Here is a 15,377-nt window from a genome sequence, read left to right on the forward strand (position 1 = left end):
GAAACAACTTACTTACCGTTTTTTTCACCCAGCCGGCATTCCACAACGGACACCGCGAACCTGCGTCGCCCGATTGCCTGCAAATTGACGTGGTGCCTGCGTTCATTTTGTGAAAACGTAAGATGACACAGTGTTTTCAGAATTCAACGGGATCTTCAGATGTCGATCAAAGCAAGCATTTATCATCTGACCCACTATCGATATGACAGGCCAGTCACTCTCGGACCGCAGATAATCAGGCTTCGCCCTGCGCCGCACAGCCGGACCCGCGTCCTGTCCCACTCACTGAAGGTTTCGCCTGCAGGGCATTTCGTCAACCATCAACAGGATCCTTACGGCAACTGGCTCGCTCGCTTCGTCTTTCCCGAACCGGTGCGCGAATTCAAGATCGAAGTCGACCTCGTCGCTGACATGACGGTCTACAATCCGTTCGACTTTTTCGTGGAGGAAAGTGCCGAAGAATGGCCATTCGAATACCCGGAAGATTTGCGTGACGACCTTCAGATCTACAGGAAGACGGAACAGCCGGGTCCTCGTCTGGAACAGTTCCTGGCATCGGTTCCAAGAGATCGTCTGCGAACAATCGATTTCATCGTCGCCTTGAATGCCCGCGTCTCGAACGAAATCGGTTACGTCATCCGCATGGAACCGGGTGTCCAGACGCCGGAGGAGACCTTTGAAAGGGGAACAGGCTCTTGCCGGGATTCCAGCTGGCTTCTGGTTCAGGCCATGCGTCATCTGGGCTTCGCCGCCCGTTTTGTTTCAGGTTATCTCATTCAGCTGAAACCGGACCTGGAAGCCCTGGACGGTCCGTCCGGCACCGATCATGACTTTACGGATCTTCATGCCTGGGTCGAGGTTTACCTTCCCGGTGCAGGATGGATCGGCCTGGATCCGACGTCCGGTCTTCTCACCGGTGAAAGCCACATTCCCCTGGCGGCTACACCGCACTATTCGAATGCAGCGCCGATCGTCGGCGTTGCCAGTGCGGCCGAAGTCGACTTTTCCTTCGACATGCAGGTTTCCCGTATCGCGGAGCACCCGCGTATTACAAAACCCTTTTCCGAAGAATCCTGGTCAGCCCTAAATCGGCTCGGAACCGATGTCGACCGTGTTCTGGAACAGGAAGACGTGCGTCTGACGATGGGCGGTGAACCCACCTTTGTGTCGATTGACGATTTTGAAGCCGACGAATGGAATACGGACGCGGTCGGTCCCACGAAACGGGGACTTGCGGATATTCTCATCCGCCGCTTGCGTGACCGGTTCGCGCCTGGCGGATTTCTTCACTACGGCCAGGGAAAGTGGTACCCGGGCGAAACCCTGCCACGCTGGACATTTTCGCTCTACTGGCGGCGCGACGAAAAACCGATCTGGCGCGATCCCGGCCTCATCGCCGAAGAAGGCGAGGACACCGGAATAGATGCGGACAAGGCTCAGACCTTCATGCAACGGGTTGCCAGTCGCCTCGACCTGGAAACCGATTGTGTGGTCCCGGCGTACGAGGATCCCGCGGTCTGGCTGGTGAAGGAAGCCAATCTTCCGGCAAACGTCACGCCTGACAACTCGGAACTGGAGGATGCGGAGGCGCGTCACCGGATCGCCCGCGTTTTCGACAGGGGACTTGCGACGCCTGCCGGATACGTTCTGCCGATCCAGCGCTGGCAGTCCAAGGCAGATGGCGGTCGTTGGCGATCCGAAAACTGGAAGCTGCGCCGCAAGGCATTGTTCCTGATACCCGGTGACAGCCCCGTCGGATACAGATTGCCTCTGGAATCCCTGCCCCATGTACCTCCGGCCAGCTATCCCTATACAAATATACTCGATCCGACCGTGCCGAGGCCGCCACTGCCCGAATTCCCCGCAGACCCCCGTCCGGAGCGGCCCCAGGGCATTGCCCGGTTCACGGCGAACGATCCTAATCAGGTCAGGCAGGAACAGGAACTTCCTGAAGACGATCTTGACGACGACGCGGTTCGCACGGCCTTGTCGGTCGAACCCAGAGACGGCAGGCTCTGCGTGTTCATGCCGCCTGTCGAACAGCTTGAGGACTACCTGGAGCTGATCTCGGTCGCCGAAGCGGCAGCGGAGGAACTCGGCCTTCCCGTCCATATCGAAGGCTACCCGCCGCCAACCGATCCACGCATGAACGTTATCCGGGTTGCTCCTGATCCCGGTGTGATCGAAGTCAATATCCATCCGGCGACAAGCTGGCAGGAATGCGTCTCGATCACCGAAGGTGTCTATGAGGAAGCGCGGCAATGCCGGTTGGGCGCCGACAAGTTCATGATAGACGGCAAGCACACCGGCACAGGGGGTGGCAACCACGTTGTTGTTGGCGGGGCGACACCTCTCGACAGTCCGTTCCTCAGGCGTCCGGATCTGTTGCGCAGCCTGATCCTGCACTGGCAGCGCCATCCCAGTCTGTCCTACCTTTTTTCCGGGCTTTTCATAGGTCCGACATCACAGGCCCCACGTGTGGATGAAGCGCGCCACGACGGTCTCTACGAACTTGAGGTCGCGCTTTCCCAGGTCCATCGCCCCGACGAGGGTCCTGCACCCTTCCCGTGGCTGTTGGACCGGCTCCTGAGAAACATTCTCGTTGATGTCACCGGCAACACGCACCGGGCGGAGATCTGCATCGACAAGCTGTATTCCCCCGACGGTCCGACCGGGCGATTGGGTCTTGTTGAATTCCGCGGTTTCGAAATGCCACCGGATCCGCGCATGAGCCTGGCGCAGCAACTTCTGCTCAGGGCCCTGATTGCGCGACTCTGGCGGCAACCGCTTTCCGGCAATCTCGCGCGCTGGGGTACAACACTCCATGACCGGTTCATGCTCCCGCACCATGTCTGGTCCGATTTTCAGGACGTCCTTGAGGACCTCAAACATCACGGTTTTGCCATGCGGCCGGAATGGTTTGAGGCACAGGCCGAATTCAGGTTCCCGTTCTGTGGCGAGATTGAGGTCGAGGATGTCCACCTGGAACTCCGTCAGGCACTCGAACCGTGGCATGTGCTTGGCGAAACCGGTGCGATCGGCGGAACTGTGAGATATACGGATAGTTCAACCGAACGCCTTCAGGTCAAACTCACCACTAGCGATCCCGAGCGGTATACGGTGACATGCAATCGGCGAATGATGCCCTTGCGAAAAACGGAAACCAACGGTGTCGCCGTTGCAGGTGTTCGGTACAAGGCCTGGCAGCCGTCCATGGCCCTTCATCCCGTCCATCCGGTCGATGCCCCCCTGACATTTGATATTTTCGATCGCTGGAGCGGGCGGGCAATAGGCGGATGTGTCTACCATGTCGCCCATCCGGGCGGACGCAGTTATGACACGTTTCCCGTCAACGGAAACGAAGCGGAAGCACGCCGTCTGTCCCGCTTCGAGCCGCACGGGCACACACCCGGGCTTTACGTCCCGGAAACCGAAAGACCGCATCCGGAATTTCCCATGACCTTGGACCTCAGGCGCCCAGTGGGTGTATAACGCGTTCCTGACATCGGGCAGACCGGATAGGGTTCGTGTGAATGCGTTTGGATGAAACAGAAAATGTGGGCGATCACGGCTACGGATTGTTGAAATCCTATCAGCCATTTCCGGGTGTTTCCGATGAACTTCTGGATCCGTCCGGCAAGGTGCGGCCCGTTTGGCGTCCTTTTCTGGATCATCTGTCATCCATGAGCCCGGAAGACATCAGCGACCGGTTCGCGCGGGGGAACCAGTATCTGAATGACGCTGGTGTTTATTTTCGGCAATACGGTCAGAACGAAGCACTGGAGCGGGAATGGCCACTCAGCCATATCCCCGTGATCATAAGCGAAAGCGACTGGCAGATTATTGCAGAAGGCCTTGTTCAGCGGGCAGAGTTGCTGGAAAAGGTCGTCGGTGATCTCTATGGCGACAACAGGCTTGTGTCGGAAGGGTATCTTCCGGCAAGCCTGATTGCCGAAAGCACGGAATGGCAACGCCCCCTGGTTGGCATTACCCCGCCGTCAGACAACTTCCTTCACTTTCTTGCATTTGAAATCGGCCGCGGCCCTGACGGAACCTGGTGGGTTCTTTCCGACCGGGCACAGGCGCCTTCGGGCGCAGGGTTTGCGTTGGAAAACAGGGTTGCCACCGGACGCGTGTTCAATGAATTCTTCGCCAGGGCGAATGTCCACAGGCTTGCCGGTTTCTTCCGCCGGTTCCGCGATCATTTGCTGGATCTGCGCGGGGAACAGGACAGCCGGGTCTCGATCCTGACACCCGGCCCGCTCAACGATACCTATTTTGAACATGCCTATATTGCCCGCTATCTCGGATTCATGTTGTTGGAAGGCGAGGATCTGACCGTCGAAAACGGGCACTTGATGGTCCGCACGGTTGCAGGACTGAAGCCGGTCAGTGTCTTGTGGCGGCGGCTCGACTCGGCATGGACCGATCCGGTTGAACTCAACGAGGAATCGCATCTCGGCACGCCCGGCATGGTGCAGGCCGTCCGAGAGGGCAACGTGACGATGATCAATGCCCTGGGGACCGGCATTCTGGAAACCCGCGCCCTGCTCGCGTTCCTGCCGCGGATCTGCCAGCACCTTCAGGGAGAGGGACTGAAACTGCCGAATGTCGCCACGTGGTGGTGCGGTGAAGAGACGACACGTTCCTATGTGAAAGAGCACGCTGAAACCATGATGTTCAGCCCGGCTCGCTCAACTGCCCTGCCTTTCACTTCTTCGCAGACGGATTTCATCGGAAAGGACTCCGACAAATTCCGCAAAGGCATCCTAGAAAACTGGATAGACACCGAAAAAGGCAATCTTGTTGCACAAGAGGCCGTCACTCTGTCGACAACCCCGGCCTATGACGAAGGCCTGCTTGTCCCGCGACCGATGAGCCTGCGCGTCTTTCTGGCGCGCACCCAAAAGGGGTGGGAAGTCATGTCTGGAGGATTTGCACGGATCGGCAAGGGGGAAAGTGCCAGCGCGATCGCAATGCAGACGGGGGGATCGGCAGCCGATGTCTGGATTGTCGGTGAGCGTAAACCCTACAGGGAAACCCTGCTGCATCAGACCGAGTCTCCTTTCTTCAAATCACAACCCGGTTCGCTGCCGTCGCGGGCGGCGGATAATCTGTTCTGGCTCGGCCGCTATGTGGAGCGCGCGGAAGGCGCAGTGCGACTGCTGCGTGCTTATCATGCACGCCTGATGGAAACAGCGGACCCGGATGCACCTCTTGTGGCAAAGACAGCTGACTATCTGGACAAGATCGGTGTTCCACCGGAAAATCCTGTACCTGAGGGTCTGTGTGAGATGCTGCAATCGGCGGTGAACAGTGCCGGCAAGGTCCGGGATCGTTTTTCAGTGGATGGATGGCTGGCTCTCAACGATCTCGCGCAAACCGCCAATGGCGCAAGACGTGTCATGAACGAAAACGCCGATATTCCCCGAGCAATGAGCCTGTTGCTGCGAAAGATCACGGGTTTTTCCGGGTTGGTACACGAAAACATGTACCGGTTCACCGGCTGGCGATTCCTGAGCATAGGACGCGCGCTTGAGCGCGCAAATCGCATGACGGATCTTCTTTCGGTCTTCACTGGTCCGAACGCTCCGGAAGGGGCTCTGGAAATGCTGCTTGAAGTCGGTGACAGTGCCATGTCGATGAGCCGCCGCTACGCCGTTTCGCTAAGTCATGCAACTGTTCTGGACCTGCTTGCCATGGATCCCAAGAATCCTCGTTCGGTCATGTACCAGCTGACGGACATGAAGGAGCACATCAGCGTGCTGCCGGGCGCGACGGACCGTGGTTACCTGTCAGATCTCGCGCGCGCGATTCTCCAGGTTCACACCAACCTCGCCGTCGCAACACCGGAGACTTTGACGCCCGAAGCCCTGGAGGAAATCAAGGACCAGATCGCTTTCCTTTCGGTGGAGGTTACCGATGCCTACATCCGGTAGTCTGAAAATCCACGGGTCAAACCTCAACATCAAGGGTGTACCTTGCTTTACGACGTGAACCTGGAAATCACATACGACTACGCCAGTCCGGCCAACTCGGGGCGCCATGCACTTCGGCTGGTCCCCGCGACGATACCGGGCGAACAGCATCTTGAGTCTTCCAGCATCAGGCTTTCACCGGGCCCGTCTGAGCGCCGGGACAGAATTGACTTTTTCGGCAATGCAGTCACCGATGTCGCCTACCGAAGACCGCATAGCGAACTGGTTTTCAGTCTGGCCGCCAGGATCAACCGGACGGCAACACCCGAAGAGTTCGATATCTCGCCACCCCTGAAAAGCCTGGGAAGGGAGCTGCGTGCAATACAATCGCTCAAGCCGGATGAACCCGTTCATTTTCTGACTGCCTCGCCGCGCCTGCCGCTTGCACCGGCGTTTGCCGTTTATGCCCGGCAACATGCGGCCCCGGACATGAGCGCAATTTCCGCCGTCGAGACAATCGGCAGGGCCTTGCATGCCGATATGGACTTTGACGCGGATGCAACCACCGTCGACACACCTGCGCTTGAAGCCTTCGAACGCCGTCACGGCGTTTGCCAGGACTTTTCCCACATCATGATCGCCTGCCTCAGAAGTATCGGCATTCCGGCGGGCTATGTGAGCGGCTTCCTCAGGACTATTCCACCTGAAGGCAAACCGCGCCTGGAAGGCGCCGACGCGATGCATGCCTGGATACGCGCCTGGTGCGGCATCGATGTTGGCTGGATCGAGTACGACCCGACCAATGCCCTTCGGGTCGGACAAGACCATATCGTTGTTGCCCGAGGCCGGGACTACGGCGATACGGCTCCGGTGAAGGGTGTCCTGAGAACCTCAGGCACCCAGACCACCGACCACAAGGTAGATGTGATCCCGCGCTGACAAGGATTGTTGCTGGCATCCAGGCGCATGTACCTGACCTGAAATCGACACTTACCGAATGGCGCGATCTTCGGCATCGAAGAAATGCATGCGCGTTTCATCGAACACGAGCCCGATCCGCGCGCCTTCCTCGATTGTGTCGGCGCCGCTGATGCGCACGAGAATGGTCTCCAGACCATCAAGTGCGACATAGAGAAAGGTGTCCGCGCCGAGATATTCGGCAACTTCCACCGTTCCGCTGCAATGCCCTTCGCCGTCTCCGACAATGGACATGTGCTCCGGGCGAGCGCCCAGCCGGACAGGCCGCTGCGGAAGTCCCGCATGCGGGTAGTGGCCTCCGCCGTGACCCTGCAATGAAAACTGATCTCCCTCGACCGAACAAGGCAGCACGTTCATTTTCGGTGACCCGATAAATTGCGCGACGAACAGATTGTCTGGCCGTTCATAAAGCTCGCGCGGCGAACCGACCTGCTCGATCCGTCCGGCCTGCAGCACCACGATCTTGTCGGCCAGCGTCATCGCCTCGACCTGGTCATGGGTGACGTAGATCATCGTCGTGCCGAGACTTTTGTGCAGACGCGCAATTTCGAAGCGCATTTCCACGCGCAACGCCGCGTCAAGGTTCGACAGGGGTTCATCGAACAGAAACGCACTCGGTTCGCGCACGATCGCGCGTCCGATGGCCACGCGCTGCCGCTGTCCGCCCGAAAGCGCTTTTGGACGCCGGTCAAGATAGTCATCGAGCTTGAGAACTTCTGCTGCCGCGTTGACCTTGCTGTCGATCTCGGCTTTCGGAATTCCGGCCGTTTTCAGGCCGAAGCCAACATTCTCGCGAACGGACATGTGCGGGTAAAGTGCATAGGACTGAAAGACCATCGACAGTCCACGCCCTGACGGTGGCAGCGCCGTGACATCTTTGCTGTCGATCTCGATCGTGCCACGGCTCGCTTCCTCCAGGCCGGAAATCAGACGAAGCAACGTCGATTTCCCGCAGCCGGACGGTCCGACGAATATGACAAATTCGCCCTCCTGGATATCAAGGTCAATGCCCTTGATGACCTGTAGTTCGCCGAACCATTTCTCGACCTTGTTGAGCTGTATCGCGCCCATCTCTTGAGTCCTCCGGCTTCCTAAGCTGCTTGTTTCACACGTGTCGGCGATGCCCAGGTCAACCATATGGCTGCCGTCCAGGAGAAAGTGCCGCCTCCGGCGCCTGCTCCCGTTTCAGGGCTGAAATACTCAGCGAAGCCATTGGTTTCGATAAGACTTGCCGTATCGCGGCGGAGTTTGTCCGCACGCGCGCCATCGCCAATCTCGGCAAATCCGCGGGCAATCATGTAGTTGATCATCGCCCATACGGGGCCCCGCCAGTACCTGAGCGGCTCGTAGCTCTCGTGATCTGGATCATAGGAGGGCATGAGGTAGCGGACCTTGTCCGAGATCCTGTCGAAATGACCGCACAGCGCCGTAAGCGTTTGCTGATCGGCAAGACCTGCATAAAGTGCCAGGAAAGACGCGCTGGAAATGCCATTCGTGTGTTTTCCGGATCGCCGATCCAGCGCGACATGTGCTTGCAAGTTGTCCTGCCAGAGAATTTTGGCACCTCTTTCCAGGCGCGTGATCCAGCCACGGATCTCGTCTGCATCAGTATCCTTGCCGAGCCGTTCGGCCAGCACGAGCAGGTCGCGGCAGGCACGGAGGAAAATAAAGGTCACACCGGGATCGGCCACGAAGAACGGACAGGTTCTGGCGACTTCCGCCGGGTCCCAGCCGACCTTACGGCAAGCAGCCATGATGCTCAGATAACGGTCATAGTCTTCCTTGTGGGGCCTCATGGCCGGATCGACATGAGATGTATCCTTGCGTTCGTAGGGTCCGATGTCCTTGACTTCTACTGCCCGAAGCGCGTCGTCCCAGTCCGGCAGGTTGTCCCTCCCCGACTCCCAGGGATGGATGACGGCAAGCAGGCCTTCGCCTTCCGGATCCCTGTAGGCAAGGAACCATCGGTGCCACGCCATGAGGTTCGGGAAGAGGGCTGCGGCACGGTCTTCCGATTTGCCGGATGTGTCGGCTTCGACGAGGTCCCGTATGACAGTTGCCGCGACAGGCGGCTGCGAATGACCGGAGCTCGGGATCTGTCCACCACTCGTTCCCCAGACCGAAGGGCCCGGAAAATAGCTCGGGTCGTCTTTTCTGAACAGGATGTGGGGCACCATGCCGTCGTGCCACTGTCCTTCGAACAGCATCTCGATCTCCCGCCAGGCCCGGTCCTGATCGAAGGTTGCAAAGCCCAGCGCAACAAAGACCGAATCCCAGTTCCACTGGTAGGGATAAAGCCCCTTTGTCGGCACCGTGTATCCGCCCTGGTCGTTCTCGATCAGAATGGATCTGGCGGTTTGATCTAACTCTGCGATTGACACAGAAATCTCCTTGGCCTTTCCGGCCGTTTCATTGTTTGCCTTAACCCTTCACACTGCCGGCCGTCAGGCCCTGCACAAGGAAGCGTTCGAACCAGAGGAAAATGACGAGGACAGGCACGGTCGCGATAACCGCACCCGCCATCAGGTGTTGACGAGGCACCTCGGAGGAATTCAGGGATACGACGCCCCGTGACAAGGTGAAGATGTCCGGATTGTCCAGGAACATGAAAGCGAACAGGAACTCGTTCCAGGCAATCATGAAGACGTATAGCGACACGGAGGCGAGCGCCGGCAACGACAGCGGCAACGTAATCTTGAGGATCACACCGACCCGCGACAGGCCGTCCATCAGTCCCGCCTCTTCCAGTTCGGACGGCAGCCCGCGGAAATAGCCCTGCAGCATGTAGAGCGCGACGGGTATGGTTGTCGCCGGATAGACGACCAACAGGCCGGTCAGCGTGTTGCGCAGACCGAGCTGCGAGAAGACCGCATAGAGCGGGATTACAAGCACGATTGCCGGGACCATGTAGATCAGGAGTACCGAGCGCGCCAGAAACGCCTGCCCGGGAAAGCGCAAGCGTGAAACCGCATAGGCCCCGGGCACAGAAAAGAGCAGCGTCAGAACCACGGTCGCGACCGAAACATAGGCGGACACCAGCAGGTAACGGCCGAAATTGAATTGTGTGAACAATTCGACATAGGACCGCAGCAGGCCATCCAGTCCCTGCGAAAAATCAATCGAAAGGTCCAGCGGATTGGCCAGAAGCGTCTGCTGGCTTTTCAGGGACGTCATCACCATGACGTAGAACGGCAAGGCCACGATGATGGTGAAGACAACAAAGCCGATGCCCTTGGCAACACGGATATAGACCACTTCGCGTTCGTAGCGGCTCATCGGTCCGAGCCTGGCACCGGACAGGCAAACACTGGTTGCCCAGGTGGCACCTAGGACGAACAAGATCAGTGCCAGACCCTGCCAGACCGGCACGATACCAATTGGCAGACTGAACGGCGCGGCAAAGGACCCGATCATGAGGATCAGGAACAGCGTGATGGCAGACCATACCCAGGCGGGCATGCCGCTGCTTTTCTCCGAAGACTGCCGCCATACGAAGACAAGAGCGCTCGCCAGACCGGCAACCCCGGCTGCAGTTGCCTGTGGCAGTGCAACCTCGCCCGTGATCAGCGTCAACGTCACAGCGATGACGACGATTGCAGTAACACCCCAGACAAGGCCCGTAACGGCTGCAATCAGGATACTGCCCGGTCTCATAGCCCTTCCTCCTTCGGTGAAAAGCGGATGAACAGGGTTGCAAAGGTGACCAGGACGACAAAGACCACAACGGCCACCGCCGCGCCCGCCCCAAGATTGGAGAGCGCAAAACCCTGTTCATAAACATCGACAGTGAGTGTCCGTGTTCCGGCGTTGCCGCCGGTAAGCAGGAAGATGTCGTCGAACTTGTTGAAGGTCCAGATGAACCTGAGCAGAAACAGCACGGACAGGATGCCCATCAGCTGCGGCAGGGACAGGTACCAGAACTGCTGCAGCGGTGTTGCCCCGTCCATCTCGGCTGCCTCGTACATGTCGGTGTTGATCGACTGCATACGCGCCAGAATGAACAGGAAGGACAGCGGGAAATAACGCCAGGCCTCGAACGCGATCACGGTCGTCAGCGCCAGCGGAAACTCCATCGGGATTCCGAACAGCGAATATTCGATTGCGCGTTGGCCGAAGAAATTGATGGGGTCCGCGACAACGCCCATCTTGGTCAGAAGCGCATTCACAGTTCCGGAAAACGGATCAAACAGGACGACCCACGTGAAGGCCACCGCAATCACCGGCGAGACATAGGGAAACAGGAACAATCCACGCACGAACCCCCTGCCGACAAACGTCGTATGGAGCAGCTGCGCAGCGAACAGGCCCAGCACCAAAGCACCCCCGGTTCCGAAGATCGTGTAGTAGAACGTCACCCGCAGAACCGACCAGAATTCATCCGCGCTGAAAATCCTCCGGAAGTTTTCCAGGGAGAAATCGAAATTGGTGAGGATGTTGTCCGCATCCCCTTCTATGACGGGCTTGCTTGCCCGTTCGGGTCTGTTGGCGGCAAGGAAAGCATCCGTTACCGTGCCTTCCAGTTTCAGCCGTTCGCGCCACCCCGGGTCAACCGTACCGATTGTGCAGGTCAGATCCCGTCCGCTCATCGCACAATCCTCGGGAAGTGCCGTCACGTTGAACCCTTCCGGCACCTCATCGGTCAGAACGACGTTGCGAACTTCCGCGTCCTGGGACGAATTGCGCAGGCGATACTGGATTTCCGCGCTGTCCCCGGCCGCCGCGGGTTTGCCGCGCACGCGCTCGTTGACCAGCACTGTGGGAGGACGCAGATCGGCAAGTTGCACCGGCTTCACGCTGATCCAGAAATTGGCCAGCAGCGGACCGGCGACAATTATAAGAATAATCGCAAATGTCGGCGCGAGCATCAGATAGGCCAGCCACATCTCACGGCGCTGCATGGGACCGATGCCTTTTGGCGGTCCGGACGAGTCCTGTTGTTGGTTCTGTGCGCTCATGGCTCTAGAGCCCTTTTCTGGAATAAGATGTCACTCGAATTCGAGCAGCGCCGGAACAAATCGTCCCCGGCCTCCCGCAAAGACGATTGCGGGAAGAAGTTCGTGTCGGGATCGGGCGCGGGCAAACTCCATGCCCGATCCGAAAGATTTGAAGATGGGAGCGATCCGCCCGCTCGCGGGCGGATCAGCACGTTTCCAGGCGTTACTGGATCTTGGCCAGCTCTTCGTTGAGCTTGGCAACGGTTGCAGCCGCATCCCGCTCATCATCGATGTACTCGCGCACGAGCCGGTTGATCACTTGACTGTTGATGATCTTGGAGGCAAGCGAAAGCTGGCCTTCTGTGACACCCCATCGGCTGGCCGTGTCCAGACCGGCAACAATCGTCTTGATGGTCTCCGGATCATAGAGTTCGGTCAACGGTGCCTTGCGATCGACGCCGACCGGGAGCTTTGACCAGCCGTCGATAAATGCCGTTGCATTGTCCGCATTGCCGCGACGGATCGGGAACTTGCCTTCCGGCGCGATCGACAACGTCGACATGTAGCCGTCATCCATCGAGAATTCGATAAACTGCATCGCCGCTTCCGTATCCGCGTCATTGGTGATGCCGAAATAGCGGACGTCGCCCCAGGCTGCGCCATCGGGATTGGACGGTCCGCTCAGCGTGGTGACGACACCGGTCTTCGACGCCAGTTCCTTCGAAGTCGGATCGTCGGTGATGGTCGGTGGCGCGCTGTCACGCAGACCGGCGAGTTCATCCAGAATGAAAGGGGACCAGATGATCATTGCGGCTTTGCCGGCAAAGTAAAGTTCCCGCGACTGCTTCCAGAAAAGATCGCCCGGAGGAGAAGCCTTGGCAATTGCCTTGTAGAAATCCAGCGCTTCGATGGTTTTCTTTTCATCCAGCGCCTTGAAGCCGTTCCCGTCAACCGGTGTCACGCCGTTGGCGAGAAGAACATGCTCGAGCACCTGGCTCATGAAGTTCTCGTCGATCTTGGTCGCGGCAACGAAGGCGAACATTTCCGGTGGATTGTGCAGTTTCTCCACAGCGGCCAGAATGTTCTCGTAGCTGTCCGGAGCGGCCAGGCCGTTCTCTTCAAAAAGGTCTTTCCGATAGACCACCATCTGGGTCCAGCCGTCGACAGGAACCGAGGCGATCCCGCCTTCCACTGCCGCCATTGCTACGGCACCGGGAGCGAAAGTGTCGGTCCCGAGCGCTTCAACCACTTCGGTCGCCGCTTCCGTATCCAGGATACCGGCTTCCGCCCAGGGCAAAGCATATTGCAGGGTGTGATAGATCACATCCGGCAGGTCGCCGGCCGCGAAGGCAGCCGTGGCACGGGTGCCGAGATCGGATTCAGACACCGGAATGACGTCGACTTCAATGCCTGTCTTGTCCTTGAAGGCTGCCGCCAGTTCTTCCTGCTTGGCCAGACGCTCGGGTTGTTCCTCCGTCGTCCAGAAGCGCAGTGTGTCTGCTTCGGCCGTAGTCAACCCGAGCGCAAGCACGCCGGCGATGGTCGAGGCCAGGAATTTACTCCTCCCAAACATTTCATTCTCCCTTACTGCCAGAAAGTGGCTGTTGGTTCAGCCGGTTCCGGAGCGCAAGTGCCAGCGCTTCCGAGGTCATGGACGGTGCGCCGTCAGAGGCGCGCCGGATTAGTTTCGCCTTGGCAAGAGCCTGCAGACTTTGAGGTGACTTGCCGTCGAGCACGTCGATCAGCATGCGGGCAACCCGGCCGCCTGCTTCCTGTGCGCTCTGTGAAAACGTGGTCAGCGGCGGGTCGAGATACTCCCCCACGGGCAATCCGTCATATCCGATGACGGTTACGTCAGATCCTGCCTGAAGGCCGAGTTTTCGGCAGAACTGCACGGCACCTATGGCAAGCGCATCGGTCGCGCACAGGAGTGCCGTTGGCGGTGCATCCAGTGAAAGTAGCGTCTCCGCACCCTTGAAGCCGCCTTTTTCGCTGATCGCCTGGAGTGTTTCCAGATTCTGGTCGTGTGCCAGTCCGAGAGCTTCCAGTCCTTGCCTGTAGCCGTCGCGGCGTTGGCGGGCAAAATTCAGGTCAAGCGATCCACCCAAAAACCCTATTCGCTCATGGCCAAGACTGTAGAGATGCCGGACGCCATCAGCGAAGGTTGTCTCGTTGTCGATATCGAACCATGCGTAGCTGGACGGATCGCCGGTTCGTCCATGCGCGACAAACGGGAATTTCTGTTCCATGAGGTAGGCAATACGCGGGTCGTCGACTTCCGTTCTTGTGACGATAAATCCGTCCACTTTCCGCCGCGCGATAAGCCGTTTCAACGTCGTGATCAGGTGTTCGCGAGAATGTGCCGTTGTCACCAGCAGATCCAGGCCAAGTTCATCAAGAGCTCGCGCGATTCCATCAATGAATTCGGCCAGGAACGGATCCGCGCCATTACCATGCCCGACAGGGATCACGATGCCAAGCGTATCCTGCCGCCCACGCTTGAGGTTTCTTGCCGTCGCTGACGGCTGGTAACCCAGCTCTTGCACGGCCTTCAGGATTCGCTTGCGGGTATTTTCCGAAATGTCCGTATAGTTGTTGAGGACGCGCGAAACGGTTCCCTTGGCAACGCCGACATGGCGAGCCACATCGTCAATCGTGACGGAACCGCGAAGACGCGACATATTTCCTCCCTATGGGCATTTGGTGCCCGATTTCGACCGCATGCGGAATGAGATCCGAAACGGCATTTATTGAAAATAAGTGTCACAAAACCGGTTTTGTAAGTCAACAAAATCGGTTTTGTGACGAAAGAAAAGATTTTTCGCATTGCGGCAACGTGCTGGCGACAAAGCAAAACCTTGTTGAAACTTGTTTCGGAAAACAGGGGTTATGGATGGTTCTTTGAGGCAATCTGAAGCCAACCAGCGACGACACCGGTTCGGTCAGTCGTATTCAGGCTGACCATTCCTCATTGCGTCACACTGTTTGCGTGGCTGCACCAGGTTGGGACCTGTTTCCTGGTCTCAATCTTCACACAGTCATCCCAAGCGGCAATGAGAAAAGAAACCGACCTTGCCGTCTTCCGGTCCATACGAGGCTCAAAAGGGAACGGAAGAAACCAATATGATGTTGGCATAGGGTGTGACTTCGCCCGTGCGCACGACAGCCCGAGCCCGCTGGCTGCGTGCCTTGAAGTCATCATGCAATACACGGATCTGCTCAATCGGCTTGCCGGTTTCCGCCTCCCAGTGCGCCAACTTCACTTCGATCCTTGTAACCAGCTCCGGCCCCGCTTCTTCGGCAAAAATCGCCTTTTCAACGATCAGTTCCCTGGACAGCGCATCGAACACATCGAAAAAGCTTGGGATTCCGGGCGAGACTGCCAGGTCGATCACTCTGACATTGGGCGGCACAGGAAGCCCTGCATCCGCGATCACGATCTCGTCCATGTGCCCGAGCGAGGCCACGAGCTTGCTGAGGTGACGATTGAGGAGAGGCGTGCGTTTCATGGCATTCACTTCAAGCTTTTTCAGTCTTCCGGAGCGCG

Annotated in this window: 10 protein-coding genes; 3 read left to right on the forward strand and 7 right to left on the reverse strand. The window is 58.2% G+C overall.

Annotated features, from left to right (window positions below; all coding sequences use genetic code 11):
* Window positions 1-159: 159 nt before the first annotated feature.
* From ACO6TI_RS00085 to ACO6TI_RS00095, 3 genes are read left to right on the forward strand one after another with little or no spacing between them, the layout of a single operon-like run.
* On the forward strand, window positions 160-3,492 hold the full coding sequence (locus ACO6TI_RS00085) for a DUF2126 domain-containing protein (RefSeq protein WP_422384116.1): 3,333 nt from the start codon (window positions 160-162) through the stop codon (window positions 3,490-3,492).
* Between the two features lie 41 nt (window positions 3,493-3,533).
* Complete coding sequence (locus ACO6TI_RS00090) at window positions 3,534-5,939, forward strand: circularly permuted type 2 ATP-grasp protein (RefSeq protein WP_422384117.1); 2,406 nt, start codon at window positions 3,534-3,536, stop codon at window positions 5,937-5,939.
* Between the two features lie 42 nt (window positions 5,940-5,981).
* Window positions 5,982-6,857 (forward strand): transglutaminase-like domain-containing protein, encoded by an 876-nt coding sequence (locus tag ACO6TI_RS00095; RefSeq protein WP_196879909.1) that lies wholly within the window; start codon window positions 5,982-5,984, stop codon window positions 6,855-6,857.
* A 51-nt stretch (window positions 6,858-6,908) separates the two neighbouring features.
* On the opposite strand, the gene ACO6TI_RS00100 is transcribed toward ACO6TI_RS00095, so the two are convergent.
* From ACO6TI_RS00100 to rbsD, 7 genes are all read right to left on the reverse strand, one after another.
* Window positions 6,909-7,967, reverse strand: coding sequence for an ABC transporter ATP-binding protein (locus ACO6TI_RS00100; RefSeq protein WP_422384118.1), 1,059 nt, complete (start codon window positions 7,965-7,967; stop codon window positions 6,909-6,911).
* 20 nt (window positions 7,968-7,987) lie between these two features.
* On the reverse strand, window positions 7,988-9,277 hold the full coding sequence (locus ACO6TI_RS00105) for an MGH1-like glycoside hydrolase domain-containing protein (protein WP_422384119.1): 1,290 nt from the start codon (window positions 9,275-9,277) through the stop codon (window positions 7,988-7,990).
* A gap of 40 nt (window positions 9,278-9,317) precedes the next feature.
* A complete protein-coding gene (locus ACO6TI_RS00110; protein ID WP_108875044.1) occupies window positions 9,318-10,550 on the reverse strand; it encodes an ABC transporter permease subunit in 1,233 nt (410 codons plus the stop codon).
* Window positions 10,547-11,851, reverse strand: a complete 1,305-nt coding sequence (locus tag ACO6TI_RS00115) for a carbohydrate ABC transporter permease (protein WP_055113589.1) — start codon at window positions 11,849-11,851, stop codon at window positions 10,547-10,549. Before ACO6TI_RS00115 ends, ACO6TI_RS00110 begins: the two co-directional genes overlap by 4 nt.
* A 202-nt stretch (window positions 11,852-12,053) precedes the next feature.
* Complete coding sequence (locus tag ACO6TI_RS00120) at window positions 12,054-13,403, reverse strand: ABC transporter substrate-binding protein (protein ID WP_348316276.1); 1,350 nt, start codon at window positions 13,401-13,403, stop codon at window positions 12,054-12,056.
* A gap of 1 nt (window position 13,404) precedes the next feature.
* Window positions 13,405-14,511 carry a substrate-binding domain-containing protein gene (locus tag ACO6TI_RS00125; RefSeq protein WP_196901455.1) on the reverse strand — a complete coding sequence of 369 codons (1,107 nt, stop codon included), beginning with the start codon at window positions 14,509-14,511 and terminating at the stop codon, window positions 13,405-13,407.
* A gap of 417 nt (window positions 14,512-14,928) precedes the next feature.
* The gene (gene rbsD, locus ACO6TI_RS00130) at window positions 14,929-15,339 is read right to left on the reverse strand and encodes a D-ribose pyranase (protein ID WP_108875101.1); all 411 of its coding nucleotides are present in this window, start codon (window positions 15,337-15,339) and stop codon (window positions 14,929-14,931) included.
* Between the last annotated feature and the right edge of the window lie 38 nt (window positions 15,340-15,377).

The sequence above is a fragment of the Roseibium album genome, from assembly GCF_965233825.1.
GTDB lineage: Bacteria > Pseudomonadota > Alphaproteobacteria > Rhizobiales > Stappiaceae > Roseibium > Roseibium album.